The sequence below is a fragment of the Mycobacterium sp. NGS68 genome (assembly GCF_059812195.1).
On record NZ_JCALCE010000003.1, the window covers coordinates 213,655 to 232,197 of the forward strand.

Consider the following 18,543-nt stretch of genomic DNA (forward strand, 5'->3'; position numbering starts at 1 on the left):
CTTGTCGCGGGCGAGCGACGCGTCTAGCGGCCGGTACTACGGCTGGGCTTCCCAGCGTCCGGAATACACCGCATATAAGGGTGAGGGCCAGGGCGGGCAGTCAGCCTTGGACGATCCCGGTGCCGGCACCGTCGGGCCGTATTGGTAGGAGAACGCGCGTTCGTCCCCGGGGGCGTAACACTTGACGACCGTCCTGAAGTTGCCGCTGCCGCTGTCGCAGGTGACCACGTAGCTCACCGCCTGGCCGTGGTAATCGAGAGGTTGGTCCACCGAGTGACAGCGGTCCGGTTGGGCCGCGGCCACCCCGGGCACGGACGTGAGCGCCGTCCCGGTGGCCACTACCACGGCTCCCACGACGGCCCCCATCATTGTCGTTCGCATCGTGCACCCTCCGTATAAGTCGATGTCGACGCGGTCTGGATCGGGACCAGTCTGCCGCGGCGCCGGCGTGTGGGCCTGGGAGTTTGGCGATTTCGGTGTTGCGGCACCGCCGGCAGGCGCGGGAATCCCTGGTGACCGGTGCGCCTCGATAGGGTGTCAGGGCCGACCATCGATCGAGCGGCGCGAACGGAGGTGATGACGCTGTGCCCACAGTGCTGCGGCCCGATGGCGTCACCGGCGTGCCGCTGGCAACGCTCGCGGCTCAGGTCGGCGCGGCGTCGGCCGACGGCACCGCGATTCCCGACCTGCCGATCACCGGCGTGACGCTGCGCGCCCAGGACGCGGGGCCGGGCGACCTGTTCGCCGCGCTGACCGGCGCCACCACGCACGGCGCGCGGCACGCTGGCCAGGCGATCGAGCGCGGCGCGGTCGCGGTGCTCACCGACGACGCCGGGGTTGCCGAACTGGGCCCGGTGGCCGTGCCCACGCTCGTTCACCCCGCGCCCCGCCGAGTGCTGGGCGACCTGGCCGCCACCGTGTACGGCCGGCCGTCGGACCGGGTGACGGTCATCGGGATCACGGGAACGTCCGGTAAGACCACGACGACCTACCTGGTCGAGGCCGGCCTGCGGGCCGGGGGCCGCACGGCCGGGCTGATCGGCACCATCGGCATCCGCATCGACGGCGCCGATATTCCCAGCGCGCTGACCACCCCCGAGGCGCCCGCGCTGCAGGCGATGCTCGCGGGGATGGCCGAACGCGGGGTGGACACCGTGGTGATGGAGGTCTCCAGCCACGCACTCACGCTGGGCCGGGTGGACGGCACCCGGTTCGCGGTGGGCGCATTCACCAACCTGTCGCGCGACCACCTCGACTTCCACCCGACCATGGACGACTACTTCGAGGCCAAGGCGTTGCTGTTCGACGCGGCCTCGTCGTTGCGGGCGCGTACCGCGGTGGTGTGTGTCGACGACGACGCCGGGCGCGCGATGGCCGCCCGGTTCGGTGACGCCGTCACCGTCAGCGCCGGTGACCGGCCCGCGGACTGGCGCGCCGTCGACGTCACACCCAGCGGCGCCGCCGGACAGGAATTCACCGCCGTCGACCCCGCCGGCGTGCGGCACCGGGTCGGCATCAACCTGCCGGGCCACTACAACATCGCCAATTGCCTTGTCGCGCTGGCCATCCTCGACGCCGTCGGGGTGTCCCCGGAGCAGGCCTCGCGCGGCCTGCGGGACACCCGGGTCCCCGGCCGCCTCGAACAGATCGACCGCGGCCAGGATTTCGTCGCCCTGGTCGACTACGCCCACAAGCCCGGCGCGCTGCGCGCGGTGCTGACCACCCTGGCGCGGCCGGACCGCCGGTTGGCGGTGGTGTTCGGCGCCGGCGGGGACCGGGACCCGGGCAAGCGGGCGCCGATGGGCGCGGTCGCCGCCGAACTCGCCGATCTGGTGGTCGTCACCGACGACAACCCGCGCAGCGAGGACCCCGCGGCGATCCGGCGCGAGATACTGGCCGGCGCGCGGGACGCCCACGCCGATGTCGTCGAGATTGGCGACCGCCGCGAGGCGATCCGGTACGCGGTCGCCTGGGCCAAACCCGGCGACGTGGTGCTCATCGCCGGCAAGGGGCACGAAACCGGGCAGCGCAGCGGCGACGAAGTCCGCCCGTTCGACGACCGCGTGGAACTCGCCGAGGCACTGGAGGCGCGCGGGTGATCGACCTGACCGTGGCCCGGATCGCCGAAATCGTCGGCGGCACACTGGCCGACATCTCGCCGGAGGAAGCCGCCCGAACCCGCGTCACCGGAACCGTCGAGTTCGACTCGCGGGCCGTGCGCGACGGCGGGCTCTTCCTGGCCCTGCCCGGGGCGCGGGCCGACGGGCACGACCACGCCGCCTCGGCGGTGGCCGCCGGCGCCGTCGCCGTGCTGGCCGCGCGTCCGGTGGGGGTGCCCGCCATCGTCGTCAGGCCCCAACAGGCGCCCGACGGCCGGGCCGGCGTGCTCGAGCACGACGCCGACGGCTCGGGTGCCGCGGTCCTGGCCGCGCTGGCCGGCCTGGCCAAGGCGGTGGCGGCCGAACTGGTGGCGGGCGGGCTGACGATCGTCGGGATCACCGGCTCGTCGGGCAAGACGTCGACCAAGGACCTGGTGGCCACGGTGCTCGACCCGCTCGGCCAGGTGGTGGCGCCGCCCGGCTCGTTCAACAACGAGCTGGGTCATCCGTGGACCGTGCTGCGCGCGACCCGCGACACCGACTACCTGGTGCTGGAGATGTCGGCCCGCCATCCCGGCAATATCGCCGCGCTGGCCGACATCGCCCCGCCGGCGATCGGTGTGGTGCTCAACGTCGGCACCGCCCATCTGGGCGAGTTCGGCTCCCGCGAGGCCATCGCAAAGACCAAAGCCGAACTGCCGCAATCCGTTCCGCCGACCGGCGTGGTGATCCTCAACGCGGACGACTCCGCCGTCGCCGCGATGGCCGACGTGACCCGGGCCCGGGTGATCAGGGTCAGCCGCGACGGCGCCGCCGACGTCTGGGCGGATGGCGTCTCGCTGGACGAGCTGGCCCGGCCGCGGTTCACCATGCACGCGCGCGGCGCCGAGATACCGGTGCAGCTCGGCGTGTACGGGGACCACCAGGTCGGCAACGCGCTGTGCGCGGCCGCCGTCGCGCTGGAATGCGGCGCCAGCCTTCAACAGGTGGCCGCCGCGCTGTCCGCGGCGGGCCCGGTGTCGCGGCACCGGATGCAGGTGACCACCCGCGCCGACGGGGTGACCGTGATCGACGACGCCTACAACGCCAACCCGGACTCGATGCGGGCCGGGCTGCAGGCGCTGGCCTGGATCTCCCACGGCGGGGTCGACGCGGGCGAACAGCGCCGCAGCTGGGCCGTGCTGGGCGAGATGGCCGAGCTCGGCGACGACGCGATTTCCGAGCACGATCGCATCGGTCGGCTCGCGGTGCGATTAGATGTGTCTCGACTCGTTGTCGTGGGAACCGGGAGGTCGATGAGCGCCATGCACCACGGGGCGGTGATGGAGGGCTCGTGGGGGGCTCACGGCGATAGGGGGGCCGTCAGCGTCGCCGACGCGGATGCCGCCCTCGCGCTCTTGCGCGCCGAACTGCAGCCCGGTGACGTGGTGTTGGTCAAGGCGTCCAACTCGGTCGGGCTGGGCGCCCTGGCCGACGCGCTCGCGGCGGACGGCAAGAGCCGATGAGACAGATCCTCATCGCCGTCGCCGTCGCGCTGACCGTGTCGATCCTGTTGACTCCGGCGCTGATCCGGCTGTTCACCCGGCAGGGGTTCGGCCACCAGATCCGCGAGGACGGGCCGCCGAGCCACCACACCAAACGCGGCACGCCCTCGATGGGCGGGGTGGCGATCCTGGCGGGCATCTGGGCCGGCTACTTCGGCACCCACCTGGCCGGGCTGGCGTTCGACGGCGAAGGCGTCTCCGCGTCGGGCCTGCTGGTGTTGGGTCTGGCTACCGCGCTGGGCGGCGTCGGGTTCATCGACGACCTGATCAAGATCCGCCGGTCGCGCAACCTCGGGCTGAACAAGACGGCCAAGACGGTCGGGCAGATCACCGCCGCGGTGCTGTTCGGCGTGCTGGTGCTGCAGTTCCGCAACGGCGCCGGCCTGACCCCGGCCAGCGCCAACCTGTCGTATGTCCGCGAGGTCGCCACCGTCACGCTGGCCCCCGCGCTGTTCGTGCTGTTCTGCGTGGTCGTCGTCAGCGCCTGGTCGAACGCGGTCAACTTCACCGACGGCCTGGACGGCCTGGCCGCAGGCTGCATGGCGATGGTCACCGGCGCCTACGTGCTGATCACGTTCTGGCAGTACCGCAACGCGTGCGTCACCGCGCCGGGCCTGGGCTGCTACAACGTGCGTGACCCGCTGGACCTGGCATTGATCGCGGCCGCGACCGCCGGCGCCTGCATCGGCTTTCTGTGGTGGAACGCCGCGCCGGCCAAGATTTTCATGGGCGATACCGGATCGCTGGCGCTGGGCGGCATCATCGCCGGGTTGTCGGTGACCAGCCGCACCGAGATCCTCGCCGTCGTACTGGGTTCGCTGTTCGTCGCGGAAGTCACCTCGGTCGTCCTGCAGATCCTGGCCTTCCGCACGACCGGTCGCCGGGTCTTCCGGATGGCCCCGTTTCACCACCATTTCGAGTTGGTCGGCTGGGCCGAAACCACGGTGATCATCCGGTTCTGGCTGCTCACCGCGATCACCTGCGGCCTGGGTGTGGCGCTGTTCTACGGCGAGTGGCTCTCCGCGATCGGCGCCTGACGTGCTCGACGCATTGGTCCCCGGCGCATCGGTGCTGGTAGCCGGGGCGCGGGTGACTGGGCGCGCGATCGTCGCCGCGCTCACCCGATTCGGCGCGGTGCCGACCGTGTTCGACGACGACCCGGCGATGCTGCGGCCCTACGCCGACGGCGGGGTCGCAACGCTGGATCCGGCCGCGGCGGCCGGCCGGGTCGGCGAATTCCGGCTGGTCATCACCAGTCCCGGCTTCCAGCCGACGAGCCCGGTGCTGGCCGCCGCCACGGCCGCGGGGGTGCCGATCTGGGGTGACGTGGAGCTCGCGTGGCGGCTGGACGCCGCCGGCCAGTTCGGGCCGCCGCGACGCTGGCTGGTGGTGACCGGCACCAACGGCAAGACCACGACGACGTCGATGCTGCACGCCATGCTGACCGCGGGCGGACTGCGCAGCGTGCTGTGCGGCAACATCGGCGACCCGGTGCTCGACGTGCTCGACCAGCCCGCCGATGTGCTGGCCGTCGAGTTATCCAGCTTTCAGCTGTACTGGGCGCCCTCGCTGCGGCCGGAGGCCGGGGTGGTGCTCAACATCGCCGAAGACCACCTGGACTGGCACGGGAGCATGGCCGACTACACCGCGGCCAAGGCCAGGGTGCTGACCGGCCGGGTCGCCGTCGTCGGCCTGGACGACAGCCGGGCCGCCGCGCTGTTGGGCACCGCTTCCGCGCCGGTCCGGGCCGGGTTCCGGCTGGGCGAGCCCGCCGCGGGCGAGCTGGGTGTGCGCGACGGGCGGCTGGTCGACCGCGCTTTTGCGCCCGACGCGGCCGACGGCGTGGAGCTGCTGTCGACGGCGTCGATACCGGTGCCGGGCCCGGTCGGGGTGCTCGACACGCTGGCCGCGGCGGCGCTGGCCCGCAGCGTCGGCGTGGCGCCCGATGCGATCGCGGCGGCGGTCTCGTCGTTCCAGCTGGGCCGGCACCGCTCGGAGCTGGTTACCGTCGCCGACGGCGTCACCTACGTCGACGACTCCAAGGCCACCAACCCGCACGCCGCGCTCGCGTCGGTGCTGGCCTACCCGCGGGTGGTCTGGGTGGCCGGCGGCCTGCTGAAGGGCGCGTCCGTGGACGCCGAGGTCGCCCGGATGGCGCCGCGGCTGGCCGGTGCGGTGCTGATCGGCCGGGATCGCGCGGTGGTTGCCGAGGCGTTATCACGACACGCGCCGGATGTCCCCGTCGTCCACGTTGTGACAGGCGAGGATGTTGGGATGCATGCGACAGCTGTTACTTCTGGTGCTTCTGTGATTCATGTGACAAATGTGGGAGATTCCGGGGGGACCATCGGCTCTCGTGTGATGACCGCGGCGCTCGACGCGGCCCGCGACCTCGCCATACCCGGCGACACGGTGCTGTTGGCGCCGGCCGGAGCCTCATTCGACCAGTTCACCGGTTATGCCGACCGTGGCGACGCATTCGCGGCCGCCGTACGCGCGGCGACCCGGTAGGCGGGCGTGGGAATCGCGGTGACCCGGCTGTTGCGCCGGGGGGAGAAGGACACCGACACGCCGGCGGACGCCGAGGCGGACGAGCCGTCGACCCCGGCGGAAAAGAAGGCGGAAAAACCCGAAAGCGCCGGCCCGCGTGGCCGGTTCGGCGCCTGGCTGGGCCGGCCGATGACGTCGTTTCACCTGATCATCGCCGTCGCGTCGCTGCTGACCACGCTCGGCCTGATCATGGTGCTGTCGGCGTCCGGCGTGCGCTCCTACGGTGTCGACGGGTCGGCCTGGGTGATCTTCGGCAAGCAGGTGCTGTGGACAGTCATCGGGCTCATCGGCTTCTACGTCGGCCTGCGGATGTCGGTGCGTTTCCTGCGGCGGATCGCCTTCTCAAGTTTCGTCGTCACCGTCATCCTGCTGGTGCTGGTGCTGGTCCCCGGGATCGGCACCCTGGCCAACGGCTCGCGCAAGTGGTTCGTGGTCGCGGGCCTTTCGATGCAACCCTCCGAGCTGGCCAAGATCGCCCTGGCCATCTGGGGGGCGCACCTGCTGGCCGCCCGGCGGGTGGAACGCGCGTCCACGCGCGAGATGCTGATCCCGCTGATCCCCGCCGCGGTGGTCGCGCTGACGCTCATCGTCGCGCAGCCCGACCTGGGGCAGACGGTGTCGATGGGCATCATCCTGCTGGGCCTGCTGTGGTACGGCGGCCTGCCGCTGCGCGTGTTCGGCGGCTCGCTGGTGGCGGTCGTGATGGCGGGCGCCGTCCTGGCGATGTCGGCGAGCTACCGCTCGGACCGGGTCAAGTCCTGGCTGGACCCCGAGAATGACCCGATGGACACCGGCTACCAGGCCCGACAGGCGAAGTTCGCGCTGGCCCACGGCGGCATCTTCGGCGACGGCCTCGGCCAGGGCGTGGCCAAGTGGAACTACTTGCCCAACGCCCACAACGACTTCATCTTCGCCATCATCGGCGAGGAGCTTGGCCTGATCGGCGCGCTGGGGCTGCTGGGGCTGTTCGGGTTGTTCGCCTACACCGGGATGCGCATCGCGCGCCGCTCCGCCGACCCGTTCCTGCGGCTGCTGACCGCCACCACCACGCTGTGGGTGCTGGGCCAGGCGTTCATCAACATCGGCTACGTGATCGGGATCCTGCCGGTCACCGGGCTGCAGCTGCCGTTGATCTCCGCCGGCGGAACATCGACGGCCACAACGCTTTTCATGATCGGCATCATGGCCAACGCGGCGCGTCACGAGCCGGAGGCGGTGGCCGCGCTGCGCGCCGGGCGCGACGACAAGATGAACCGCCTGCTGCGGCTGCCGCTGCCGGAGCCCTACACGCCGAGCCGTCTCGAGGCCTTCCGCGACCGCAAGGGCAACCGCTCGCAGCCCGCTGCCGGCAAGCCCCGACCGCCCGCGCGGCGGGCTCCGCGCGAGTCCGGCAGGCCGCTGCGCCCGGCGTTACCACCTAGCGCCGATCGGCCGGCCCGTCGATCAGGGCATCATGTATCTGGTCAGCGTCGCGGCAGTCAGGCGGCCGGCCAGCGTCATACACGGCGCGTACGCGCACTGGAAGGTCAACGTTACGGGTGAACGACAAGGTCAGGGAGTCGGCCGGCGGGCCAGGGGCGAGCTCCCTGCCCGCCGGTGCCGCGTTCTCGGTCGTGCTGGCCGGCGGCGGCACCGCGGGCCACGTGGAGCCGGCGATGGCCGTCGCCGACGCCCTGAGCGCCCTTGACCCGCAGGTCCGCATCACCGCGCTGGGCACCGCGCGCGGGCTGGAGACCCGGCTGGTCCCCGAGCGCGGCTACCACCTGGAGCTGATCACCCCCGTGCCGCTACCCCGCAAACCCACCGGCGACCTGGCCCGACTGCCGTCGCGGGTGTGGCGTGCGGTGCGCGAGGCGCGGTCGGTGCTCGACGCGGTCGACGCCGACGTCGTCGTCGGCTTCGGCGGATACGTGGCGCTGCCGGCCTACCTCGCCGCCGCCCGTCGACGCCGCCGCGTCCCGGTGGTCATCCACGAGGCCAATGCCCGCGCCGGGATCGCCAACCGCGTCGGCGCCCGCACCGCCGACCGGATCCTGTCCGCCGTGCCCGACTCCGGCCTGCCCCGCGCCGAGGTCGTCGGCGTGCCCGTCCGGGCGGCCATCACCGACCTGGACCGCGCCGCATTGCGCGCCGAGGCGCGCGCGCACTTCGGCTTTGCCCAGGACGCGCGGGTGCTGCTGGTGTTCGGCGGGTCGCAGGGCGCCGTCTCGCTCAACCGGGCCGTGTCGGCCGCCGCGGCCGACCTGGCCGCCGCGGGCGTTGCCGTGCTGCACGCCCACGGCCCGAAAAACACCCTGGACCTGCGCGCTGCCGACCCGGAAGATCCGCCTTATGTGGCGGTGCCCTACCTGGACCGGATGGATCTCGCCTACGCAGCCGCCGACCTGGTGATCTGCCGGTCCGGGGCGATGACCGTCGCCGAGGTGTCGGCCGTCGGCCTGCCCGCCATCTACGTCCCGCTGCCGATCGGCAACGGCGAACAGCGGCTCAACGCGTTGCCGGTGGTCAATGCCGGCGGCGGCCTGGTGGTCGCCGACGCCGACCTGACGCCGGGGCTCGTCGCCCAGCAAGCGGCCGGGCTGCTCACCGACCCGACGCGGCTGGCGGCGATGACCGCGGCCGCCGCGCTGGTGGGACACCGCGACGCGGCGCACCAGGTGGCCCGGGCGGCGCTGGACGTCGCAGCACGGGCGCGCGCCGCCCGGCCGGCCCGGAGACGCCCGTGACCGCCGAGCCGTTGCCGCCCGAACTGCGGCGGGTGCACATGGTCGGCATCGGCGGTGCCGGCATGTCGGGCATCGCCCGCATCCTGCTGGACCGCGGGGGACAGGTGTCCGGGTCGGACGCCAAGGAATCGCGCGGGGTGCACGCTCTGCGGGCGCGCGGCGCGAAAATCCGCATCGGGCACGACGCGTCGTCGCTGGACATGCTCGACGACGGTCCCACCGCCGTCATCACCACCCACGCCGCCATCCCGAAGACCAACCCCGAGCTCGTTGAAGCCCGGCGCCGCGGTATCCCGGTGATCCTGCGGCCGGCCGTGCTGGCCCGGCTGATGGACGGGCGGACCACGCTGATGGTCACCGGCACCCACGGCAAGACCACGACGACGTCGATGCTGATCGTGGCCCTGCAGCACTGCGGCCGGGACCCGTCCTTCGCGGTCGGCGGTGAGCTGGGGGAGGCCGGTACCAACGCCCACCACGGCAGCGGCGACTGCTTTGTCGCCGAGGCCGACGAAAGCGACGGCTCGCTGCTGGAATACACACCCAACGTCGCCGTCGTCACCAACATCGAGTCCGACCACCTCGACTTCTACGGCAGCACCGACGCGTATGTCGGCGTGTTCGACTCCTTCGTGGAGCGGCTGGCGCCCGGCGGGGCGCTGGTGGTGTGCACCGACGATCCGGGTTCGGCCGCGCTGGCCGAACGCTCCGCCGAACTCGGTGTGCGGGTGCTGCGCTATGGCTCTTCCGGCGACGACCTCGCCGGCACACTGCTGTCGTGGGAACAGCACGGCACCGAGGCCGTCGCGCATATCCAGCTCAGGGGCGAGCCGGTGCGGGTGATGCGGCTGTCGGTGCCCGGCCGGCACATGGCACTCAATGCGCTGGGCGCGCTGCTGGCGGCCCTCGAGGTCGGCGCGTCCGCCGACGAGGTGCTCGACGGGCTCGCCGCCTTCGAGGGCGTGCGCCGCCGCTTCGAACTGGTCGGCACCGCGGGGTCGGTGCGCGTTTTCGACGACTACGCGCACCATCCGACGGAGATCAGCGCGACGCTGGCGGCGGTGCGCACCGTGCTCGAGCAGAGCGCCGGCGGGCGCTCCATCGTGGTATTCCAGCCTCATTTGTATTCGCGGACTAAGGCTTTCGCGGCAGAGTTCGGTCGCTCGCTGAACGCCGCCGACCAGGTGTTCGTGCTCGACGTATTCGGCGCGCGCGAGCAGCCGCTCACCGGCGTCAGCGGCGCCAGCGTCGCCGAGCACGTCAGCGTGCCGGTGCGCTATCTGCCGGACTTCTCGGCCGTCGCCGCGGAGGTCGCCGCGGCGGCCGGCCCCGGCGATGTCGTCGTGACGATGGGGGCCGGCGACGTGACTCTGCTGGGTCCGGAGATCGTGACCGAGCTGCGGCTGCGGGCCAACCGCAGCGCACCCGGCCGGCCCGGGGTGTTGCGATGAGCGAGCCCGGCGGCCCGCCGGACGACGCGGCCGTCGCCGAGCCGGTTTTGGCCGCCGCCGAACCCGACGAACCGGAGGCCGACGAACCCGCGGCGGAGGAAGCCGGGGACACGGGAGCTCAGGGCGAGGAAGCTCAGGGCGAGGAAGCCGAGGGCGAGGAAGCCGAATTCGAGGGGCCGCGGCGGCGGGCCCGTCGCGAGCGCGCCGAGCGCCGCGCCGTGCAGGCCCGCGCCACCGCAATCGAGGAAGCGCGTCGGGAGGCTAAGCGCAAGACCAAGGTGCACCTGGTCAACGAGCCCAAACCCGTCGGCCGCGGCGTGGTCCGGGGCCTGAAGATGCTGCTCTGGACGGTGCTGCTGGTCGTCGTCGGGGTCGGTCTGGCCCTGATCCTCTATTTCACGCCGGCGATGTCGGCGCGTTCCATCATCATCACGGGGACCGGAGCGGTGACCAACGAGGACGTCCTCGACGCCGCGCAGGTGCGGGTGGGGACGCCGCTGCTGCAGATCAACACCAACCAGGTCGCCGAGCGGGTGGCCGCGATCCGGCGGGTGGCCAGCGCGCGGGTGCAGCGTCAGTACCCGTCGGCGCTGCGGATCACCATCGTCGAGCGGGTCCCGGTGGTGGTCAAGGACTTCCCCGACGGGCCCCACCTGTTCGACCGCGACGGCGTCGACTTCGCGACCGGGCCGCCGCCGCCGGCGCTGCCCTATTTAGAGGTGGAGAATCCCGGGCCGACCGACCCGACGACCAAGGCCGCCCTGCAGGTGCTGACCACGCTGCGGCCCGAGGTCGCGGGCCAGGTGGGCAAGATCGCGGCGCCGTCGCTGTCGTCGATCACCCTCACCTTGTCCGACGGGCGGGTGGTGATCTGGGGGAGCACCGACCGGGCCGAGGAGAAGGCCGAGAAGCTGGCGGCGCTGCTGACCCAGCCCGGCCGCACCTACGACGTGTCCAGCCCCGATCTGCCGACGGTCAAGTAGCCGCGCGCCTGTAGACGCCCGCCGAGTGTCGGGTTGTGTCACGGAAAACGCGGTCAGGCGTGGCACAACGCGACACTCGGCGAGGCCGGAGGCCAGCCAGCACAGAAAAATTTGCGTGCCGAACGTCGGCGCGCCTGCGGGGTTAGTACGGGTCGTGCCAATACGGTTCTGGTTACGCGGAACTACTTGACATAACTCTAACTCTATGGTTGAGGTTGAGGGTTTGCCAAGCAGACACACCGCAGCAAGCAGGGAGAAATAAGCCCACCAGGGAGGAAGACACATGATGACCCCCCCGCATAACTACCTGGCCGTCATCAAGGTCGTGGGCATCGGCGGAGGCGGCGTCAACGCCGTCAACCGGATGATCGAGCAGGGCCTCAAGGGCGTCGAGTTCATCGCGATCAACACCGATGCCCAGGCACTGCTGATGAGCGACGCCGACGTCAAGCTCGACGTCGGGCGCGACTCGACCCGAGGCCTGGGAGCGGGCGCCGACCCGGAGGTCGGACGCAAGGCCGCCGAGGATGCCAAGGACGAGATCGAAGAGCTGCTGCGCGGCGCGGACATGGTGTTCGTCACCGCCGGCGAAGGCGGCGGCACCGGCACCGGCGGCGCGCCCGTCGTCGCCAGCATCGCCCGCAAGCTGGGCGCGCTGACCGTCGGCGTCGTCACCCGGCCGTTCTCGTTCGAGGGCAAGCGGCGCAGCAACCAGGCCGAAAACGGCATCTCCGCGCTGCGGGAGAGCTGCGACACGCTGATCGTGATCCCCAACGACCGGCTGCTGCAGATGGGTGACGCGGCGGTGTCGCTGATGGACGCGTTCCGCAGCGCCGACGAGGTGCTGCTCAACGGCGTCCAGGGCATCACCGACCTGATCACCACGCCCGGCCTGATCAACGTCGACTTCGCCGACGTCAAGGGCATCATGTCCGGCGCGGGCACCGCGCTGATGGGCATCGGCTCGGCGCGGGGTGAGGGCCGCTCGCTCAAGGCGGCCGAGATCGCCATCAACTCGCCGCTGCTCGAGGCGTCGATGGAGGGCGCGCAGGGCGTGCTGATGTCCATCGCCGGCGGCAGCGACCTGGGGCTGTTCGAAATCAACGAGGCCGCCTCGCTGGTCCAGGACGCCGCCCACCAGGACGCCAACATCATCTTCGGCACCGTCATCGACGACTCGCTCGGCGACGAGGTGCGGGTCACCGTCATCGCGGCGGGCTTCGACGCCGGTCCGGGCCGCAAGCCCGTCGTCGGCGCGGGCGCCGCGCCCGAAAAATCCACCGGTGGGGCGCACCGCATCGAGACGGCCCGGGCGGGCAAGCTCACCTCCACGCTGTTCGAGCCGGTCGACGCCGTGAGCGTTCCGGTGCACACCAATGGTGCGACGCTGAGTATCGGCGGCGACGACGACGATGTCGACGTGCCACCGTTTATGCGTCGCTGAGGTCTCGAGGGGCGCGGCTCAGGTGTTGATAGGCGCGGAATCCGGATACTGGGCACGTGAGCGTTCGCATCCGACGGGTGACCACCACCCGGGCGGGCGGTGTCTCCAAGCCGCCCTTCGACAGCTTCAACCTCGGTGATCACGTCGGTGACGACCCCGGGGCGGTGGCGGCTAACCGGGCCCGGCTGGCGGCCGCGATCGGGCTGGCGGCCCATCGGGTGGTGTGGATGAACCAGGTTCACGGCGATCGGGTCGAGGTGGTCGACCGGCCCCGGGACGCGGTCGACGACACGGACGCATTGGTGACCACGACGGCGCGGCTGGCGCTGGCGGTGGTCACGGCGGACTGCGTGCCGGTGCTGATGGCCGACGCCCGCGCCGGGGTGGCCGCGGCGGTGCACGCCGGTCGCGTCGGCGCCCAGCGCGGTGTCGTGGCGCGGACGGTGGAGGCGATGCTGGGCCTCGGTGCGCAGGCCGACGACATTTCGGTGCTGCTGGGTCCGGCGGTCAGCGGGCCCAACTACGAGGTGCCGCAGCAGATGGCCGACGAGGTCGAAGCCGCCCTGCCGGGCAGTCGCACCACCACAGCGGCCGGCACACCGGGGCTTGACCTTCGCGCCGGAATTGCTTGCCAGCTGCGCGATTTGGGTGTCAAGTCGGTCGACGTCGATCCGCGCTGCACGGTGGCCGACCCGGCGTTGTTCAGCCACCGCCGCGAGGCGCCGACCGGGCGGCTGGCGTCGCTCATCTGGATGGAATGACCGCAATGGCGGTGGATGTCGGCGCGCAAGGAGACCGCGAATCGGAATTGACGCATGCGTTGGCGGGGGTGCGATCAAGGCTCGCGATGGCCGCCGAAGCGGCCGGCCGCAATGTCGGCGAAATTCAACTTCTCCCGATTACCAAATTCTTCCCAGCAACCGATGTCGCGATTTTGTCGCGATTGGGTTGTCGGGCCGTCGGCGAATCACGGGAACAGGAAGCCAGGGCGAAGGTGGACGAACTCAAGCGGCTCACGAAGCATTCGGCGGCATCCGCGCGGACCGACGCGCGAGTTATGCACTGGCACATGGTGGGCCGGATTCAGCGGAATAAGGCTCGGTCGTTGGCCCAGTGGGCGCACACGGCGCACTCGATCGACAGCCGGCAGACGGTGACCGCGCTGGACCGGGCGGTCTCCGCCGCGCTGGCCGAGGGCCGCCGCGAACATCGGCTGCGGATCTACGTCCAGGTGAGTCTGGACGGCGACTCGTCCCGGGGCGGCGTCGACATCACCGCGCCGGGCGCCGTCGACCAGGTCTGCGCGCACGTCGAGGAGGCGCGCGGCTTGGAATTGATCGGGTTGATGGGCATCCCGCCGCTGGACTGGGATCCCGATCGGGCCTTTGACGTGCTGCGATCGGAGCATCGACGGGTGCTCGAGTCGCATCCGCAGGCCGCGGGGCTGTCCGCCGGGATGTCCAACGATCTGGAAAGCGCCGTCAAACATGGTTCGACATGTGTGCGTGTCGGTACCGCGCTATTGGGCCCGAGGCGGCTACGGTCACCGTAATTAATCACAGTAGTCACACCTTCATCACAGACACCAGAAATCCCAGGGGTTAGAAGGGTCAAGCAATGAGCACACTGCATAAGGTCAAGGCCTACTTCGGGATGGCTCCGATGGAGGACTACGACGACGAGTATTACGACGACCGTGCTCCGTCCCGCGGCTATTCCCGGCCGCGATTCGAGGACGAGTACGGCCGCTACGAGGGGCGCGAGTACGAGGATCCCCGAGACGCCCGGGACCCGCGCCGGGACCCGCGCGCCGACCTGCGCGGCGAGCCGGCCGACTACCCGCCGCCCGGCGGCTACCGCGGCGGCTATGCCGAAGAATCACCCCCGTTCCGCGGCCGCGGCGAGTTCGACCGCGCCGACATGAGCCGGCCGCGCCTGGGCTCTTGGCTGCGCAACTCCACCCGCGGCGCGCTGGCCATGGATCCGCGCCGGATGGCGATGATGTTCGAGGAGGGGCACCCGCTGTCGAAGATCACCACGCTGCGGCCCAAGGACTACAGCGAGGCGCGCACCATCGGCGAGCGGTTCCGCGACGGCACGCCGGTGATCATGGACCTGGTTTCCATGGACAACGCCGACGCGAAACGCCTGGTCGACTTCGCGGCGGGCCTGGCCTTCGCCTTGCGTGGCTCATTCGACAAGGTGGCGACCAAGGTGTTCTTGCTCTCACCCGCGGACGTCGACGTATCCCCCGAGGAGCGCCGCCGGATCGCCGAAACCGGCTTCTACGCTTACCAATAACGTCAAGCACCGCAGATGCCGGCTCCCCTCGGGGGGCCGGCATTCGGTGTACGCGCGCCGTCCGTCAGACCGCTGAGATGTGTGCCGGCTCGGGCAGTCGGTACGCTGACAATCGCCGTGCGAACGGGCGGCGACCACATTTTCGGCATCCTCATCGGTAAGGTCGGGGCTCTCGTTGGTGCAGTTTCTTCACATCCTTGGGTTGGCGCTGTTCATCTTCTGGCTGCTGCTGATCGCCCGGGTAGTCGTTGAGTTCATCCGCTCGTTCAGCCGTGACTGGCGACCGACCGGTATCACCGTGGTGATCCTCGAGATCATCATGTCGATCACGGATCCGCCGGTAAAACTGCTGCGCCGGGTGATCCCGCAACTGACCATCGGCGCGGTCCGCTTCGACCTGACCATCATGGTGCTGTTGTTGGTTGCCTTCATCGGCATGCAGTTGGCCTTCTCCGCGCGGTGAGCGCGGTGCGGGGGCGGACGCCTGGGGGAGTGGCGACGTTTTGGCCACGGTTCGGCGACAGTTTGGCGCGCGATTTCAAATCTAAGAACACGGAATTTAGAGTTTGAAATTCGTCCTTATTTATTGATCGAATCGGCAACCGACGGGTCTGGTGTGACAGGATGGGCGGCAGTTGCATGATGCCTGCCACTCCGTTCTACACTTTCCAGAGCGTTTGAACAGAACTCGAGGGGAACGACAATGCCGCTTACACCAGCTGACGTCCACAATGTGGCGTTTAGCAAGCCACCTATCGGCAAGCGCGGTTACAACGAGGACGAGGTCGACGCCTTCCTCGACTTGGTGGAGGGCGAGCTGACGCGGCTTATCGAGGAGAACGCCGATCTGCGTCAACGCATCGCCGAGCTGGATCAGGAACTGGCCGCCGGCGGTGGCGGCGGTGCTGCTTCGGCGGCCGCTCAGCCCACCCAGGTGCTGCCGATTCCCGAGCCTGAGCCCGAGCCGGCTCCGGCACCGGTCGCCACTCCCGCGCCGGTCGCCGCTCCCGCGGCTTCGCAGGGCACCAACGAGGAGCAGGCCATGAAGGCCGCCCGGGTGCTGACGCTGGCGCAGGACACCGCGGACCGTCTCACCGGCACCGCAAAGGCCGAGTCCGAAAAGATGCTCGCCGATGCGCGCGCCAACGCCGACCAGATCCTCAGCGAGGCGCGACACACCGCCGAGACCACAGTCTCCGAGGCCCGGCAGCGCGCCGAGGCGATGCTGACCGACGCCCAGACCCGCTCCGAGAGCCAGCTGCGGCAGGCCCAGGAGAAGGCCGACGCTCTGCAGGCCGACGCCGAACGCAAGCACTCCGAGATCATGGGAACCATCAACCAGCAGCGCACGGTGCTGGAGGGCCGGCTCGAGCAGCTGCGCACGTTCGAGCGCGAGTACCGCACCCGGCTCAAGACGTACCTGGAATCCCAGCTCGAAGAGCTCGGCCAGCGCGGCTCGGCCGCGCCGGTCGATTCCAGCGCGGACGGCGGTGGGTTCGATCAATTCCGGGGTAATAACTAGTCGGTGACCGTGCCGGACGCCAACGGTCGGCACAGTCCCGCTCGTCGGCCCGGAGGTAGCTGATGTTGATCATTGCGCTGGTACTGGCCCTGATTGGGCTTGCCGCGCTGGTGTTCGCCGTCGTGACCAGCAACGAGCTGGTGGCCTGGGTGTGCATCGTCGCCAGCGTCATCGGCGTGGTCCTGCTGATTGTCGACGCCCTGCGGGAACGCCGGGCGAATGGCGGCGACCTTGACGAGGAGGCCGACGAGCCCGAAGCGGAGCCCGACGACGGCGCCGACGGGTACGTCGACTACCCGGAGGAACTCGCCGACGACGAGCTGGAAGACGCCGACGAGACGGACGAACTGACCGGCGACGAGCCTCCGGAGGAAGCCGCCGCCGACGATGCGGCCGACAGGGCCAAATAGCCCGCCGTCCCTCCACGAGCCCGCGGTGAGGGCGCCGAAATTGCGCTCACGGTCAACGTCGGGCGGCGGGAGCAAGCCCTCACCGCAGATTCGATGCCCAGTCGCCGCCTAACCGCCCGTCGGTGTGGCCAGCAGTTCGCGCACCTCGTCGTCGGTGACCTGGTGGAAGTCGCGATACACCTGCCCGACGGCGTCGAACGCGAGCGGCATCGTCGCACACACCACGTCGTCGGCTTCCCGCGCGAGCTCCCGGCAGACCGACGGCGGACCCACCGGAACCGCCACGACTATCGACTTCGGCCCGAGGGCGCGCAGCGCCCGGACCGCCGCCAGCATGCTGGCGCCGGTGGCGATGCCGTCGTCCACCAGGATCACGATCCTGCCGCGCGGGTCCACGACGGGGCGCCCGCCGCGATAGGCCCGCTCACGCCGCTGCAATTCCGTCGTCTCGCGGTCGATCACCTCACGGAGCTGCGCGTCGGTGATGTTCATGCCGGACACCACGTTGTCGTTCATCACCACCCCGCCGCCGCTGGCCAACGCACCCATCGCCAGTTCGGTCCAGCCCGGCACGCCCAGCTTGCGGACCAGAAAGACGTCCAGCGGCGCCCCTAACGCCGCGGCGACCTCCCAGCCGACCGGAACGCCGCCCCGGGCCAGTCCTAGGACCAGCAGGCCGTCCTTGCCCCGATAGGACGCCAGCTCCTCGGCCAGCACGCGGCCGGCCTCACCGCGATCGCGGAAGGTGGGCGCCGGTGTCCGCCGGAGAAAGCTCGGTCGGTTCATGGGATTTCTGGCACCCAGCCTACGTCCGGGTTGCGAGGGGGGTAAACGAAACGCGTGGCCAGGTTGCCGGTTGAACACGTCGCCGGTGAAAGAGTATTCGGATGGCCGACCCAGCGGCGGTTCCGCAGCGCAGTGCATGGCGAGGGCAGCGGGGCTGGCTGATGGCCGCGCTGGTCGTATTGCTCGTCGCGGGCGCGATGACCTGGCTCATGCTGCATGACCTGCTCGGGAGTGATCGCCGTCTCCAGAAGAGCGCCGCGATGGGACGTTGCGTCCAAGCCGTACGTGACAACGTGCGGGATCAGCTGCGCGCCGGCGGCCGCAGCGCCACGGAAAGCACGAGGATCGCCGCCGGGGCGCGGTTCACCGACCTCGCCGCCGGGCCGGAGGATCTGTCCTTCGACGATGGTGACGTGCCACAGAGGCTGGGCAAGGCGAAGTCGTCCGTACTGACGGAGTGGCAGATCGCCGGACGCGTATCTGTGGACGGTCCCTTCCCGATCGGCAGCCTGCTGGCGACCGACAACCGATTCGGCTGTTCCATCATCGTGTTCGACGACAAGTCGATTCATGTCGCGCGCACCCAAGTGGATCGTTCCTAGGGGCCGGTCACTCGGCGTCGGCTCGGGAATGAACGTGTGTGATCGCCGCTGCGCGGCTCAACACACTCCATCGGCTCGGAAATGAACGCGAGCGTCCATTTCGCTCGCCTCAGTCGTGTGTCCGA

17 protein-coding genes and 1 pseudogene are annotated in these 18,543 nt (G+C 70.6%); 16 read left to right on the forward strand and 2 right to left on the reverse strand.

The features are described 5' to 3' along the window. Positions 1-36 precede the first annotated feature (36 nt). Positions 37-381 carry a hypothetical protein gene (locus AC5Y5V_RS05845; protein WP_499931867.1) on the reverse strand — a complete coding sequence of 115 codons (345 nt, stop codon included), beginning with the start codon at positions 379-381 and terminating at the stop codon, positions 37-39. Between the two features lie 203 nt (positions 382-584). On the opposite strand from AC5Y5V_RS05845, the gene AC5Y5V_RS05850 reads away from it, so the two are divergent. The 15 genes from AC5Y5V_RS05850 (at position 585) to AC5Y5V_RS05920 (ending at position 17,030) form a co-directional block, all read left to right on the forward strand. After that, entirely contained in the window at positions 585-2,099 is a 1,515-nt protein-coding gene (locus tag AC5Y5V_RS05850; RefSeq protein ID WP_499931868.1) for a UDP-N-acetylmuramoyl-L-alanyl-D-glutamate--2,6-diaminopimelate ligase, read from the forward strand. Next, positions 2,096-3,604 (forward strand): UDP-N-acetylmuramoyl-tripeptide--D-alanyl-D-alanine ligase, encoded by a 1,509-nt coding sequence (locus AC5Y5V_RS05855; RefSeq protein ID WP_499931870.1) that lies wholly within the window; start codon positions 2,096-2,098, stop codon positions 3,602-3,604. The genes AC5Y5V_RS05850 and AC5Y5V_RS05855 overlap by 4 nt, the downstream gene beginning before the upstream one ends. Further along, on the forward strand, positions 3,601-4,680 hold the full coding sequence (gene mraY / locus AC5Y5V_RS05860; protein ID WP_499931872.1) for a phospho-N-acetylmuramoyl-pentapeptide-transferase: 1,080 nt from the start codon (positions 3,601-3,603) through the stop codon (positions 4,678-4,680). Before AC5Y5V_RS05855 ends, mraY begins: the two co-directional genes overlap by 4 nt. Before the next feature lies 1 nt (position 4,681). Then, positions 4,682-6,154: a UDP-N-acetylmuramoyl-L-alanine--D-glutamate ligase gene (gene murD, locus AC5Y5V_RS05865; RefSeq protein ID WP_499931874.1), complete on the forward strand. Its 1,473-nt coding sequence runs from the start codon at positions 4,682-4,684 to the stop codon at positions 6,152-6,154. A 6-nt stretch (positions 6,155-6,160) separates the two neighbouring features. Continuing rightward, on the forward strand, positions 6,161-7,735 hold the full coding sequence (ftsW, locus tag AC5Y5V_RS05870; protein WP_499931876.1) for a putative lipid II flippase FtsW: 1,575 nt from the start codon (positions 6,161-6,163) through the stop codon (positions 7,733-7,735). 44 nt (positions 7,736-7,779) lie between these two features. Beyond that, on the forward strand, positions 7,780-8,919 hold the full coding sequence (gene murG / locus AC5Y5V_RS05875; RefSeq protein ID WP_499931975.1) for an undecaprenyldiphospho-muramoylpentapeptide beta-N-acetylglucosaminyltransferase: 1,140 nt from the start codon (positions 7,780-7,782) through the stop codon (positions 8,917-8,919). Continuing rightward, positions 8,916-10,370, forward strand: a complete 1,455-nt coding sequence (gene murC, locus AC5Y5V_RS05880) for a UDP-N-acetylmuramate--L-alanine ligase (RefSeq protein WP_499931878.1) — start codon at positions 8,916-8,918, stop codon at positions 10,368-10,370. The genes murG and murC overlap by 4 nt, the downstream gene beginning before the upstream one ends. Then, positions 10,367-11,353 carry a cell division protein FtsQ/DivIB gene (locus AC5Y5V_RS05885; protein WP_499931880.1) on the forward strand — a complete coding sequence of 329 codons (987 nt, stop codon included), beginning with the start codon at positions 10,367-10,369 and terminating at the stop codon, positions 11,351-11,353. The genes murC and AC5Y5V_RS05885 overlap by 4 nt, the downstream gene beginning before the upstream one ends. Before the next feature lie 286 nt (positions 11,354-11,639). Then, entirely contained in the window at positions 11,640-12,797 is a 1,158-nt protein-coding gene (ftsZ, locus tag AC5Y5V_RS05890; protein ID WP_499931977.1) for a cell division protein FtsZ, read from the forward strand. 56 nt (positions 12,798-12,853) lie between these two features. Then, the gene (gene pgeF / locus AC5Y5V_RS05895) at positions 12,854-13,558 is read left to right on the forward strand and encodes a peptidoglycan editing factor PgeF (RefSeq protein ID WP_499931882.1); all 705 of its coding nucleotides are present in this window, start codon (positions 12,854-12,856) and stop codon (positions 13,556-13,558) included. Between the two features lie 5 nt (positions 13,559-13,563). Continuing rightward, entirely contained in the window at positions 13,564-14,349 is a 786-nt protein-coding gene (locus AC5Y5V_RS05900) for a YggS family pyridoxal phosphate-dependent enzyme (RefSeq protein ID WP_499931979.1), read from the forward strand. 65 nt (positions 14,350-14,414) lie between these two features. Further along, positions 14,415-15,098 carry a cell division protein SepF gene (locus tag AC5Y5V_RS05905; RefSeq protein WP_499931884.1) on the forward strand — a complete coding sequence of 228 codons (684 nt, stop codon included), beginning with the start codon at positions 14,415-14,417 and terminating at the stop codon, positions 15,096-15,098. 175 nt (positions 15,099-15,273) lie between these two features. After that, entirely contained in the window at positions 15,274-15,561 is a 288-nt protein-coding gene (locus tag AC5Y5V_RS05910) for a YggT family protein (protein WP_499931886.1), read from the forward strand. A 240-nt stretch (positions 15,562-15,801) separates the two neighbouring features. Beyond that, positions 15,802-16,620, forward strand: a complete 819-nt coding sequence (wag31, locus tag AC5Y5V_RS05915; protein ID WP_499931888.1) for a DivIVA-like cell division protein Wag31 — start codon at positions 15,802-15,804, stop codon at positions 16,618-16,620. A gap of 62 nt (positions 16,621-16,682) precedes the next feature. Further along, positions 16,683-17,030, forward strand: a complete 348-nt coding sequence (locus AC5Y5V_RS05920) for a hypothetical protein (protein ID WP_499931890.1) — start codon at positions 16,683-16,685, stop codon at positions 17,028-17,030. A 108-nt stretch (positions 17,031-17,138) separates the two neighbouring features. On the opposite strand, the pseudogene AC5Y5V_RS05925 reads toward AC5Y5V_RS05920, so the two are convergent. Beyond that, positions 17,139-17,861 (reverse strand): annotated as a pseudogene (locus AC5Y5V_RS05925) (phosphoribosyltransferase); the annotation flags it as partial. A gap of 56 nt (positions 17,862-17,917) precedes the next feature. Between AC5Y5V_RS05925 and AC5Y5V_RS05930 the strand changes: the two are divergent. Beyond that, positions 17,918-18,418, forward strand: a complete 501-nt coding sequence (locus AC5Y5V_RS05930; protein ID WP_499931891.1) for a hypothetical protein — start codon at positions 17,918-17,920, stop codon at positions 18,416-18,418. Positions 18,419-18,543 lie beyond the last annotated feature (125 nt).

Excerpts from the sequence above, each read along its gene's own strand:
- AC5Y5V_RS05885 (WP_499931880.1), top strand. The coding sequence starts at position 10,367 with ATGAGCGAGCCCGGCGGCCCGCCGGACGACGCGGCCGTCGCCGAGCCG.
- wag31 (WP_499931888.1), top strand. The coding sequence starts at position 15,802 with ATGCCGCTTACACCAGCTGACGTCCACAATGTGGCGTTTAGCAAGCCA.
- AC5Y5V_RS05930 (WP_499931891.1), top strand. The coding sequence starts at position 17,918 with ATGGCCGACCCAGCGGCGGTTCCGCAGCGCAGTGCATGGCGAGGGCAG.
- ftsZ (WP_499931977.1), top strand. The coding sequence starts at position 11,640 with ATGACCCCCCCGCATAACTACCTGGCCGTCATCAAGGTCGTGGGCATC.
- AC5Y5V_RS05900 (WP_499931979.1), top strand. The coding sequence starts at position 13,564 with ATGGCGGTGGATGTCGGCGCGCAAGGAGACCGCGAATCGGAATTGACG.
- mraY (WP_499931872.1), top strand. The coding sequence starts at position 3,601 with ATGAGACAGATCCTCATCGCCGTCGCCGTCGCGCTGACCGTGTCGATC.
- AC5Y5V_RS05845 (WP_499931867.1), bottom strand. The coding sequence starts at position 381 with ATGCGAACGACAATGATGGGGGCCGTCGTGGGAGCCGTGGTAGTGGCC.
- AC5Y5V_RS05920 (WP_499931890.1), top strand. The coding sequence starts at position 16,683 with ATGTTGATCATTGCGCTGGTACTGGCCCTGATTGGGCTTGCCGCGCTG.
- AC5Y5V_RS05905 (WP_499931884.1), top strand. The coding sequence starts at position 14,415 with ATGAGCACACTGCATAAGGTCAAGGCCTACTTCGGGATGGCTCCGATG.